The sequence below is a fragment of the Phyllobacterium calauticae genome (assembly GCF_019991125.1).
Lineage (GTDB): Bacteria > Pseudomonadota > Alphaproteobacteria > Rhizobiales > Rhizobiaceae > Phyllobacterium > Phyllobacterium calauticae.
Map to the genome: position 1 here is coordinate 417,514 of NZ_JAGENB010000001.1, position 12,193 is coordinate 429,706.

11 protein-coding genes are annotated in these 12,193 nt (G+C 60.4%); 2 read left to right on the forward strand and 9 right to left on the reverse strand.

The features are described from left to right. Position 1: 1 nt before the first annotated feature. From cyoE to coxB, 3 genes are all read right to left on the reverse strand, one after another. Positions 2-946: a heme o synthase gene (gene cyoE / locus J1W56_RS02205; RefSeq protein WP_223611537.1), complete on the reverse strand. Its 945-nt coding sequence runs from the start codon at positions 944-946 to the stop codon at positions 2-4. Between the two features lie 77 nt (positions 947-1,023). Further along, positions 1,024-2,676, reverse strand: a complete 1,653-nt coding sequence (ctaD, locus tag J1W56_RS02210) for a cytochrome c oxidase subunit I (RefSeq protein WP_223611538.1) — start codon at positions 2,674-2,676, stop codon at positions 1,024-1,026. A gap of 39 nt (positions 2,677-2,715) precedes the next feature. Then, positions 2,716-3,561 carry a cytochrome c oxidase subunit II gene (gene coxB, locus J1W56_RS02215; protein ID WP_223612379.1) on the reverse strand — a complete coding sequence of 282 codons (846 nt, stop codon included), beginning with the start codon at positions 3,559-3,561 and terminating at the stop codon, positions 2,716-2,718. Between the two features lie 384 nt (positions 3,562-3,945). Between coxB and J1W56_RS02220 the strand changes: the two genes are divergently transcribed. Further along, a complete protein-coding gene (locus tag J1W56_RS02220) occupies positions 3,946-4,464 on the forward strand; it encodes an invasion associated locus B family protein (protein WP_223611539.1) in 519 nt (172 codons plus the stop codon). Positions 4,465-4,544: 80 nt separating this feature from the next. After that, positions 4,545-5,957 (forward strand): metalloprotease TldD, encoded by a 1,413-nt coding sequence (tldD, locus tag J1W56_RS02225; protein ID WP_223611540.1) that lies wholly within the window; start codon positions 4,545-4,547, stop codon positions 5,955-5,957. 16 nt (positions 5,958-5,973) lie between these two features. On the opposite strand, the gene J1W56_RS02230 is transcribed toward tldD, so the two are convergent. The 6 genes from J1W56_RS02230 to J1W56_RS02255 form a co-directional block, all read right to left on the reverse strand. Then, positions 5,974-7,203 carry a class I SAM-dependent RNA methyltransferase gene (locus J1W56_RS02230; RefSeq protein WP_223611541.1) on the reverse strand — a complete coding sequence of 410 codons (1,230 nt, stop codon included), beginning with the start codon at positions 7,201-7,203 and terminating at the stop codon, positions 5,974-5,976. Positions 7,204-7,210: 7 nt separating this feature from the next. Further along, positions 7,211-7,948 carry a TlyA family RNA methyltransferase gene (locus J1W56_RS02235; protein WP_223611542.1) on the reverse strand — a complete coding sequence of 246 codons (738 nt, stop codon included), beginning with the start codon at positions 7,946-7,948 and terminating at the stop codon, positions 7,211-7,213. A 6-nt stretch (positions 7,949-7,954) separates the two neighbouring features. Continuing rightward, positions 7,955-9,874, reverse strand: coding sequence for a 1-deoxy-D-xylulose-5-phosphate synthase (gene dxs, locus J1W56_RS02240; protein ID WP_223611543.1), 1,920 nt, complete (start codon positions 9,872-9,874; stop codon positions 7,955-7,957). Positions 9,875-9,976: 102 nt separating this feature from the next. Continuing rightward, positions 9,977-10,900, reverse strand: a complete 924-nt coding sequence (locus J1W56_RS02245) for a pirin family protein (protein ID WP_223611544.1) — start codon at positions 10,898-10,900, stop codon at positions 9,977-9,979. 65 nt (positions 10,901-10,965) lie between these two features. Further along, positions 10,966-11,220, reverse strand: coding sequence for an exodeoxyribonuclease VII small subunit (locus J1W56_RS02250; protein WP_105736989.1), 255 nt, complete (start codon positions 11,218-11,220; stop codon positions 10,966-10,968). A 4-nt stretch (positions 11,221-11,224) separates the two neighbouring features. Next, the gene (locus J1W56_RS02255) at positions 11,225-12,151 is read right to left on the reverse strand and encodes a histone deacetylase family protein (protein WP_223611545.1); all 927 of its coding nucleotides are present in this window, start codon (positions 12,149-12,151) and stop codon (positions 11,225-11,227) included. Positions 12,152-12,193 lie beyond the last annotated feature (42 nt).

The window sequence follows — 12,193 nt, forward strand, 5'->3', positions numbered from 1 at the left end:
GTCATGCACCTGCCAGGAAAAGTGCTTTGCGCACAAGGATTTCGCCGAGAAGTACGGCATAGAGACTGAAAAGATAGAAGATCGAGAAAGCGAACATCTTCTTCGCCGGCTTGATCATCGGCGCGCCAACCGGCGCACGCCAGACGGTCCAGGCGTAGAAAAGGAACATTGCTCCGGCGCCGATGGAAAACACGCCATAGACAATGCCGGCAAAGCCCATGACCCATGGCAGCACGGCAACCGGCGCCACCAGCAGCGTATAGAGAAAAATCTGGAACTTCGTCGACGCTTCGCCCATGACATTGGGCATCATCGGGATTTTGGCTTTCTCGTAATCATCCGACATGAACAGCGACAGCGCCCAGAAATGCGGCGGCGTCCACAGGAAGATGATGAGGAAAAGCACGATGCTTTCGATGCCGACCGAATTGGTCACGGCAGCCCAGCCGATCATCGGCGGAAATGCACCCGCAGCCCCGCCGATGACGATGTTCTGCGGCGTCGAGCGCTTCAGCCACATCGTATAAACCACCGCATAGAAGAAGATGGTGAAGGCCAGCAGGAACGCCGAGAGAAGATTGACGAAAAGGCCGAGCGTGACCACCGAGAACGCGGACAGCAGCAGACCGAAGGTCAGCACCTCTTCGCGCGTGATCCGGCCGGCCGGAATGGGCCGGTTGGCGGTGCGCTTCATCACGGCATCGATATCGGAATCGTACCACATGTTCAGCGCGCCGGAGGCTCCGGCACCAACGGCGATGCAGAGAATGGCGATAACACCGAGAATGGGATTGATATGACCGGGCGCGGCCATCATGCCGACAATGGCGGTGAAGACAACCAGTGACATCACGCGCGGCTTGAGCAAGGCAATATAGTCCGACGCATTGGCTTCAGACAGGCCAATCGCGGTATCTACGGTTGCGTTTTTCTCAATCAGGGCCATTCGATCAGTCTTGTTGTTTCAGTCGTTTCAACTTGAAGATACCCGGGCCGCTGGGGTTCAGCGGCCCGGTTGTATTGTTACTTGATACGTGGAAGCTGTTCCCACTGATGGAACGGGGGCGGCGAAGACAGCTGCCATTCCAGTGTGGTCGCACCCGGACCCCAAGGGTTGGCGCCGGCTTCACGCTTCTTGGCAAAAGCCTCGAAGACACCGAAGAGGAAGATCAGCACGGCAACACCGGAGATATAGGAACCGATGGACGATACTTCATTCCAGCCGGCGAATGCATCGGGATAGTCGATGTAGCGGCGCGGCATGCCGGCAAGTCCGAGGAAATGCTGCGGGAAGAACACCAGGTTAACACCGACAAACATCACCCAGAAGTGCGTGTGCGCAATGGTGTGGTTGTACATGTAGCCGGTCATCTTCGGGAACCAGTAGTACCAGCCCGCGAAAATTCCGAATACAGCACCCAGCGACAGCACGTAATGGAAGTGCGCGATCACGTAGTAGGTGTCATGCATCGCACGATCGAGACCGGCATTGGCCAGCTGCACGCCCGTCACACCACCAACGGTGAACAGGAAGATGAAGCCGATTGCCCAGACCATCGGCGGCTTGAACTCGATGGAACCGCCCCACATGGTCGCGATCCACGAGAAGATCTTCACGCCCGTCGGCACGGCGATGACCATCGTCGCGAAGACGAAGTAACGCTGCGTGTCGAGCGACAGACCGACGGTGTACATATGGTGCGCCCAGACGATGAAGCCGACAACACCGATGGCAACCATGGCATAGGCCATGCCGAGATAACCGAAGATCGGCTTGCGCGAGAAGGTCGAGACGATGTGGCTGACGATGCCGAAGGCCGGCAGGATCATGATGTACACTTCGGGATGACCGAAGAACCAGAAGAGATGCTGGAACAGCAGCGGATCACCGCCACCTTCCGGCGAGAAGAACGTCGTGCCGAAGTTGCGGTCGGTCAAAAGCATGGTGATGCCGCCTGCCAGAACCGGCAGAGCCAGCAGCAGCAGGAATGCGGTGATCAGCACGGACCAGGCAAACAGCGGCATCTTGTGCAGCGTCATGCCCGGGGCACGCATGTTGAAGATCGTGGTGATGAAGTTGATCGCACCCAGGATCGACGATGCACCGGCAATGTGCAGCGACAGGATGGCAAAATCCATCGCCGGGCCGGGCTGGCCGGTTGTCGAATACGGCGGATAGATGGTCCAGCCGCCACCCGTGCCGTAGCCGCCGGCAGGACCCGGAACGAACATGGACAGGAGGAGCAGAAGCAGCGCGGGCGGAAGCAGCCAGAACGAGATGTTGTTCATGCGCGGGAAGGCCATGTCAGGCGCACCGATCATGATCGGAACCATCCAGTTGGCGAAACCGCCGATCAGCGCAGGCATGACCATGAAGAAGATCATGACCAGACCATGTGCCGTCGAGAACACATTGTACATCTGCTTGCCACCATCGATGGCAGCATCACCCTGGAAGCCGTAGACCATCGATGCAAGACCGCTGAAAATCTGGATGCCGGGCTGCTGAAGCTCGGCACGCATGGCGATCGAAAGACAACCGCCAATGATGCCGGCAACGATCGCGAAGATCAGATAGAGCGTGCCGATATCCTTGTGGTTGGTCGAATAAACCCAGCGCGTCCAGCCTGTCGGCTTATGGGCGCCATGGTCCTCGTGAGCTGCAGAACCTGCCATCAAAGTGCTCCCGTTCCTCAATAATTCGCGTCAACCAGCTCAGTTGCCGGCTACGTTTATGTTCTTGTCTGCGTCGATTTTAGCGGTGAGTGTCTTGTATGCGCCTGGAAGATTCTTCCCGGCAGCAGCAAACCACGCATCATACTGGCTTTGCGAAACCACATGGATCGCAATCGGCATGAACGCATGATCCTTGCCGCAAATCTGCGAGCACTGACCATAATACATGCCTTCCTTGTCTGCCTTGAACCATGTTTCATTGCTGCGGCCGGTGACGGCATCCATCTTGACGCCGAAGGCCGGCATCGAGAAGGAGTGGATCACGTCGGCACCCGTCACCAGAAGACGAACGGTTGTGTTCACAGGAACAACCATTTCATTGTCTACGGCAAGCAGACGGGGATAGGCCTTGCGGTCTTCCTTGCCTGCGGCAGCGCGATCGGCATCTTTGAGCATGACGGAGTCGAAGGAGACCGGTGCATCACCCACCTGGTATTCATATCCCCAATACCACTGGTAACCCGTCGCCTTGATCGTCATCTTGGCTTCTTCGGGCGAATACTGCGCGGTCAGAAGCTGGAAGGAAGGAATTGCCAGGAACAGAAGAATAACAACCGGACCAACGGTCCAGACCACTTCCACCGCCGTGTTGTGGCTCGTCTTGGACGGAACCGGATTGGCACTGGCGCGGTAGCGAATCATGACCCAGCCCAGAAGGACCATCACGAACAGTGTAATCGGGACGATGAACCACAATGTATAGTGCTCGAACCAGATGATCTGCTCCATAATGGCAGACCCTGCCGGCTGGAACGTCATCTGCCAAGGCTCAGGCTGTGCAGCATATGCAGTACCGGCACTTAACAGGCCCCCCAGGACACCCATCAGCGTGACAATGTTCTTCTTCACCTAGAAATCTCCCGAATGAAGCTTCAATTCCATACGTTAAGACCGGGCTTCAAAAGTGGCCCGGCGATATGCCGCGTTCAAATCACACATTAGCCTACATCGCAAGGAAGGCGAACGTGATGCCGTGCGGCATTTTTGCGCGCAGCGCGCTGCCTGTGGATGACAGCATCTTGTAAAGACGTATCTTTTTTCACTTTCCGGACGATTTTGACCAGCGACACGTGTAGGGCTCACAATCCGGCCATTTTTGCATTACACCAGAGATGACAGAGCCGCTGTATGCTGGGGAGTGTTTGAGCGGTATTCTTTTCATCCGGGCCGTGGCGGTTTAACGTCTGGATGATTCGTTTTGGAGCCTACATGTCCTCTTTCGCGCTACGTAGCATCGCCCTCGGTCTGCTTTCCCTGTCCATTGCCGGTTTTTCCGGCGGTGCCATGGCAGCGCAGCAGAGCGGCACGGTCAAATCCACTCACGGCGCATGGTCGATCCTGTGCGACACGCCGGCAGGCGCGAAATCGGAGCAATGCGCCCTGATTCAGAATGTCGTCGCAGCGGATCGCCCGGAAATGGGTCTTTCGGTCGTGGTTCTCAAAACCGCCGACAACAAGGCCAAGATCCTGCGCGTGCTTGCACCGCTCGGCGTGCTCCTGCCCAATGGGCTCGGCCTGAACGTGGATGGCAAGGATATCGGCCGCGCCTATTTCGTCCGCTGCTTCGAAGACGGCTGCTATGCGGAAGTCATTCTGGAAGATCAGTTGGTCCAGACTTTCAAGACTGGCAAGGCCGCAACCTTCATCGTCTTCCAGACGCCGGAAGAAGGCATCGGTATTCCCGTCGAACTCAATGGATTTGGCGAAGGTTTCGACGCCCTCCCCTGATCGCTCCATAAGTTTTCTGTTGTAGCGGGCCGGGCGAGGCCCTACATCCGCTTCATAATCACCTGAACGGATGAATGATCATGAAAAGCCTCATCGACAGTTTTGACGCACCACGCGAAAAAATCCTCGAAACCGTCAAGCAAAGCCTTGAGGGTGCCGATGACGGCGAGCTTTTCATCGAATACCGGGAATCGGAAGGTCTTGCCTTCGACAATGGCCGTCTGAAGAACGGGACCTTCAATCAGGATCAGGGATTTGGCCTGCGCGCTGTTGCCGGTGAAGCTGTCGGCTATGCGCATGCGGGCGAGCTTTCGCTGGGCGCGCTCAAGCGTGCCGCCGATGCGGCCTCGGCCGTGCGCACCGGCTACGCCGGCGCTTACGCCGCTGCCCCTCCCGGAACCAACCGCAGTCTTTACAGCGATGAGAACCCGATTGGCTCGCCCAGCTTCGAAGCCAAAGTCAAACTGCTGCAGGAAATCGACGCCTATCTGCGCGCCAAGGACCCGAAGGTCCGGCAGGTCAGCGTTTCGCTGGCAGGATCGTGGCAGCAGGTCGAAATCCTGCGTGCCGACGGGCATTTCGTCCGCGACATCCGCCCCATGGTCCGGCTCAACGTGTCCGTTGTCGTCGGCGATGGCGACCGCCAGGAAAGCGGTTCCTATGGAGCGGGCGGGCGCAAGGGTTTTGGCGAGTTCATCACTGCCGAAAAATGGCAGCATGCGGCGGATGAAGCGCTGCGCCAGGCTCTGGTCAATCTCGAGGCCATTCCTGCCCCGGCAGGAACATTCGATATTGTCCTGTCGAACGGCTGGCCCGGCGTGATGCTGCACGAGGCGGTCGGCCACGGGCTCGAGGGCGACTTCAACCGCAAGAAGACATCGGCCTTTGCCGGCCTGCTCGGTCAGAAAGTGGCATCGAAGGGCGTTACCGTCGTCGATGACGGGACGATTTCCGAGCGTCGCGGCTCGCTGACCGTCGACGACGAAGGCATGCCGACCAACAAGACCGTTCTCATCGACGACGGCATTCTCGTCGGCTATATGCAGGACCGGCAGAACGCGCGCCTGATGGGCATGCAGCCCACCGGGAACGGACGCCGCGAATCCTATGCGCACGCGCCGATGCCGCGCATGACCAACACCTACATGCTCGACGGCGACAAGACGCCGGAAGAAATCATCGCCTCGGTCAAGAACGGCATTTATGCGGTTTCGTTCGGCGGCGGCCAGGTGGATATCACCTCCGGCAAGTTCGTGTTCGGCTGCACTGAGGCCTACATGATCGAGAACGGCAGGATCGGCGCGCCGGTCAAGGGCGCAATGCTCATCGGCAATGGCCCCGATGCCATGCAGCGCATTTCCATGATCGGCAACGATCTGCAGCTCGACACGGGCATGGGCAATTGCGGCAAGGGCGGCCAGTGGGTGCCGGTCGGCGTCGGCCAGCCACACCTGCGCATGGACCAGATGACCGTGGGTGGAACGGCGGTCTGAACCGCCGTTCTCCTGTCTATTTCTTCGAGAGCAGCGCCACGGCTTCGACATGCGACGACCAGAGAAACTGGTCGATCGGCACGACGCGGTCGATCTTGTAGCCGCCTTTGACGAGGATGCTCAGGTCGCGTCCGAGCGTCACCGGATTGCAGGACACCGCAGCCACTTTCGGCACATTCGATTTTGCAATCTCGATGGCCTGGGCTTCCGCACCGGCGCGCGGCGGATCGAAGACCAGTCCGGTATAGGGCGCAAGCTCGCGTGCCAGAAACGGCCGGCGGAACAGATCGCGGCGCTCGACGCTGACCGGCTTCAAGCCCTGAACATGACGCGCGCCACGATCCAGCGCATCAATCGCCATCTGATCGCTTTCCACCGCGTGAACGGAGGATTTTTCGGCAATTCTGAACGCGAATGTGCCGGAACCGCAGAACAGATCGAGGGATTTCTTTGCCTTGGCGAGATGCGCAGCCACCAGCGCAGCCATGGTCTCCTCCGCGTCGACCGTCGCCTGCAGAAATCCGCCCGGCGGCAGATAGACCGGAACCTTGCCGAAATGCACCAGTGGCTTTTTCGGCTCGACGATGATTTCACCCTCGAAGCTCAACCGGGCAAAACCCTTTTTCAGAACGAGGTTCGTCAGGGCATGCCGCTTGGCAGCATCAGGCGCGCCGCATCCCGATGCGGTGATGTCGAGCCCGGAGGCAGTGGCGGTGACAGTCAGCTTGAACGGCTTCATGCCGCCACCCAGCACCGCAACCACTTCGCGCAGGTCATCCAGCCGTGAAACGATTTCCGGAACCGTGACCGCGCATTCGGTGATATCGATGAGTTCGTGGCTCTGGTGTCTGTTGAACCCGAGCACGGCGCCATGGTCGCTGGTGCGGACGGCAAAGACTGCCCTGCGGCGGGTCTGCGGTGCACATGGCACGAGCGGATCAAGCTTGAACTGCAGTCCGCGCCCGCCGAGCGCGTCCTGCACCAGCGAACGCTTCCAGTCCTGATAGGCGCTGTCCTGCCAATGCTGGAGCGCGCAACCACCGCACTCCTCAAAATGGCGGCAGGCGGGATCGATCCGCTCCGCCGATGCCTCGAGCAGGGCCATCATCGTCGCACGGCCGTTTTCCAGCGCGACATTGGCGACCTCGCCGGGCAGCGAGAACGGCACATAGACACTCCCTGCCGTCGTTGCGGCAATGCCATCGCCACCGGCGCCCATCCGCTCAATTGTTACGCGCGTGCTCATCAGCTCTTCAATCTTTTCTCTTCAAACCGGCCAGAAGATATTCGCGATTGCCATCGCCGCCCTCTATGGGCGAAGGGCACAGCCCCAGGGCTTTCCAGCCCGGCAATCCATCCAGCCAGTTCCTTAGAGCATTTGCAACGCGTTCGCCATCCATTGGATCGCGCAAAATGCCGCCCTTGCCGATCGCCTCGCGGCCGGCCTCGAACTGCGGCTTGACCAGGAGGACGCAGTGACTGCCGGGTTCGGCCAGATCCAGCGCCGGCGGCAAAGCAAGTTTCAGCGAGATGAAGCTGACATCCGACACCACCAGCCCGATGCTTTGCCCGCCCAGATAATCGCGGGACAGCACCCGTGCATTCAGGCCTTCGAGATTGGTGACGCGCGGATCGGTGCGCAGACGGTCATGCAGCTGGTCGTGGCCGACGTCGACAGCAATGACGTGCGTTGCGCCGCGCTCCAGCAGCACCTGGGTGAAACCGCCGGTGGATGCGCCGATATCCAGCGCACTGAGGCCATGCGCATCGATGGAAAACCGGTCAAGACCGGCGATCAGTTTCAATGCGGCGCGCGAGACGTAACCACTTGCCGGGTCGTCGACACCGATGACGGCCGCGCCGGAAAACGTTGCTCCGGGCTTGGTGACCACCGAATTGTCGACGGTGACCGTGCCACGCACAATCGCGTCTCTTGCCCGCGAACGGCTGGCAAACAGGCCCTTTTCGACAAGCAGTTGATCCAGCCGCATTGCCGCCTATGCCCTGGCCGGTGCTGCCAGATAGTCGCGGCCGAACGCCCCGAAGACAGTCTGGACGATGCCAGCCCGGTCGAGCCCCGAACGCGCATACATGGCTTCCGGCTTGGCGTGATCGAGATAGAGGTCAGGCAAGGTCAGAGTGCGGACCCGCAAGCCATGGTCAAGCAGGCCATCGCGGCTGAGGAAATGCAGGACATGCGAAGCAAAGCCGCCGATTGCCCCCTCTTCCACCGTCACAAGCACCTGATGTTCGCGCGCCAGACGGCGGATCATGTCTTCATCCAGCGGCTTGGCAAAACGGGCATCCGCGACAGTGGTGGAAAGCCCTGCGGCATCCAGCTCATCGGCAGCCGCCAGGCATTCCTGCAGGCGCGTGCCGAAGGAGAGCAATGCGACCTTGCTGCCTTCGCGGATGATGCGCCCCCTGCCGATCTGCAGGATCTGTCCGCGCTCGGGCAGATCGATGCCGATGCCGTCGCCGCGCGGATAGCGGAACGAAATCGGGCCCTCGTCATATTCCGCCGCTGTGCGCACCATGTGGCGCAGCTCGGCCTCGTCGGAGGCCGCCATCACCACGAAACCCGGCAGGGCTGCGAGAAAGCCCGTATCGAACGAGCCCGCATGGGTCGCGCCGTCGGCGCCGACCAGCCCAGCGCGATCAATCGGGAAACGCACGGGGAGATTCTGCAGGGAAACGTCGTGCACGACCTGGTCGTAGCCGCGCTGCAGGAAGGTGGAATAGATCGCGGCAAACGGCTTGAAACCTTCCGTCGCGAGGCCCGCGGCAAAGGTGACGGCGTGCTGCTCGGCAATGCCGACGTCGAACACCCGGTCCGGAAAGACTTCGCCGAAGAGATCGAGCCCGGTGCCACCCGGCATGGCGGCGGTGACGGCGACGATCTTGTCGTCGTGGCGGGCTTCCTCGATCAGGCTCGTGGCAAAAATCTTGGTGTAGCTCGGCGCGTTTGCCGGCGGTTTTGCCTGCGCGCCGGTGATGACATCGAATTTGTTGACGCCATGATACTTGTCGGCGGCGGCTTCCGCCGGGGCATAGCCCTTGCCCTTCTGGGTGACCACATGAACCAGCACGGGGCCATCCATCGTATCGCGGACATTTTTCAGAACCGGCAGGAGGTGATCGAGATTGTGCCCGTCAATCGGGCCGACATAGTAGAAGCCGAGCTCCTCGAACATCGTGCCGCCGGTCCAGAAACCGCGCACATATTCTTCCGAGAGCCGGGCTTTTTCCTGCAGGAATTTCGGCAGTTTCTTCGCCAGCTGCTTGGCGGTCTCGCGAATCGAGCGGTAGGTCCGGCCAGACACCAGCCGCGCGAGATAGGCACTCATGGCTCCCGTGGGCGGCGCAATCGACATATCATTGTCGTTGAGGATCACGATCAGCCGCGCATCGAGCGCACCGGCATTGTTCATCGCCTCATAGGCCATGCCCGCCGACATGGCGCCATCGCCGATGACCGAGATCACATTGCGTTTGATGCCGGAGAGATCGCTGGCAACCGCCATGCCGAGGCCAGCGGAAATGGACGTCGAAGAATGGGCGGCGCCAAAAGGGTCGTATTGGCTCTCGCTGCGCTTGGTGAAGCCGGAAAGCCCGCCCTCCTGCCGCAGCGTGCGGATACGGTCGCGGCGGCCGGTCAGTATCTTGTGCGGATAGGCCTGATGGCCGACATCCCAGATGATCCGGTCATGCGGCGTATCGAAAACGTGATGCAGCGCAACCGTCAGCTCGACAACGCCAAGACCGGCACCGAGATGACCGCCGGTGGTCGAAACGGCATCCACCAGTTCCGCCCGCAGCTCCTGTGCCAGTTGCGGCAGGTCGGTCTCCGGCAAGGCGCGCAAATCCGCGGGGATTGTGACGCGGTCGAGCAGCGGTGTTTCCAGTTTTTTCGCCAAAGCACAGATTCCAGTTCCAAGGTAAATTCTTGCCAGAAGGCTGGCGCTTCCTAGATGAATTCCGCCGAAGCAGCAAGAAGGCCAGCCTTCCCGCTGCGCATGTCAATTTTCAGGCAGAGGGATGAATTCTTCCTCGTCGCCCGGCACGATATCGAAACGGCCCGAGCGCCATTCCTCTTTCGCCTGTTCGATCCGCTCTTTCGATGACGAGACAAAATTCCACCAGACATAGCGCTTGGATGGCATGGTCGCGCCGCCGAACAGCATGAAATGCGCGCCTTGCGGTGCCGATACGACAATTTCGTCTCCGGCGCGGAAGGCCAGCAGGCGATCGGCAGGAAAACTCTCCCCGGAAATGTCCACCGACCCATCCAGCGTATAGATTGCCCGCTCTTCCGCCGCATCTGCCGGTATCTGGATATGCCCGCCCGGTTGCAGGCGGATATCGACATAGAGTGTCTCGGCATGCTGCTTTACCCGCGATCCCGCGCCATGGAATGTTCCCATGACAACGCGGGCTTCCATGCCGGCCTCGCGCAGCACCGGCAGTTCGCCCGCCGCCGTATTGGCAAAGGTGGGGTCGATTTCCTCGAGATGATCGGGCAGTGCCAGCCATGTCTGCAGGCCCGATATGGGCAGCGGCTGGGTGCGCAGCTCTTCCGGTGAGCGTTCGGAATGGACAATACCGCGGCCGGCGGTCATCAGATTGACGTCACCCGGCCGGATGACCATTTCGGTGCCGAGACTGTCGCGATGACGGATATTGCCGTCAAAGAGATAGGTTACCGTGGACAGGCCGATGTGCGGGTGCGGCCGGACATCGAGCGCATCGGTGGGGCGCAGGATGGCCGGTCCCATGCGGTCAAAGAAAATGAACGGGCCGACAAGCCGCCGCTTGGCGGTGGGCAGCGCGCGGCGAACCTGCAGGCCGCCGACATCGCTCGTGCGCGGGATGATCAGCGTTTCAATCGAATCAACGGCCGTGGTGTCGCCGGGTTGCGGATCATTGCCGGGAAAAAAGCTCATCAACGCTGCTCCAACTCATCGGAGCCACATCATAGCGTCTCGCAGCCCGGCTGAACAGCCGCGGTCTATTCCGGGTCGAGCGGCTCGGTGCCGGCGGGCTGGCCGTCGCGGCCCAGCCGGATTTTTTCGACCTTGTCCTCCGCGGCGCGCAACAGCGTATCGCAATGTTTTTTCAGGGCTTCGCCGCGTTCATAGATGCGGATCGACTGCTCAAGCGGCACATCGCCGCGCTCGAGATCATCGACAATCTTTTCCAGTTGATCGAGCGCCTGCTCGAAGCTCATGGCGGCGATATCGGCATTGGGTTGTACATCGGCCATGGTTTCAACCTTTCATCAAACGTTTGATATGTGCGCCGGCAGACAGCGACATGCCCTTGAGGTCGTAGCCGCCTTCCAGCAGGCTGACAAGCCGGTTCGACGCATACTTCCCAGCTCTTTCCAGCAAAACGCCGGTGGCCCAGTCGAAATCATCCTCGTCCAGATTGATCTCGGCCAGGGGATCGCGATGATGCGCATCGAAACCGGCCGAAATGATGATCAGATCCGGCTGGAAGCTGTCGAGCGACGGCAGGATACGCGTCTTGAACGCCTCGCGGAAATCCGCGCTCCCGGTCTGGGGGGCGAGCGGCGCATTGACGATATTGCCTGCGCCCGTTTCATCCCTGGCGCCGGTGCCGGGATAGAGCGGCATCTGATGGGTCGAGCAGTACAGCACGGACGGATCATCCCAGAAAATGTCCTGCGTGCCATTGCCGTGGTGCACATCCCAGTCAACGATTGCGATCCGCTCAGCCCCATGCGCCTTCTGGGCGTGGCGGGCGGCGATGGCGGCATTGTTGAACAGGCAAAAGCCCATGGCCCGGTTGCGCTCCGCATGGTGGCCCGGCGGGCGCGATGCGACAAAGACATTGTCCGCCTGGCCGGTAAAGACATCATCGACCGCCGCATTGGCCGCGCCGATGGCGGCAAGCGCCGCTTCCCAGCTCTTCGGGCTGACGGAGGTATCGGCATCGACCCGGGTGATTCCCGCGTCCGGAATGGCCTCACGGACCCGCTCGAGATAATGATCCGGATGAGCATAGAGGATGGTTGCCGCGTCGCCCGGCGGCGCCAGCGTCCGGTCCAGGGCATCGAACGCACTGTCCTCCAGCACCTTGTTCAGCGCCCGCAGCCGGTCCGGCCGCTCGGGATGGCCGACGGGCGTCAAATGCTCGAGATAGATCGGGTGCGTATAAAGACGGGTGACCATATCGGCTTTCTGCAACTGTGAATGGACATCTGCACAAGGCTT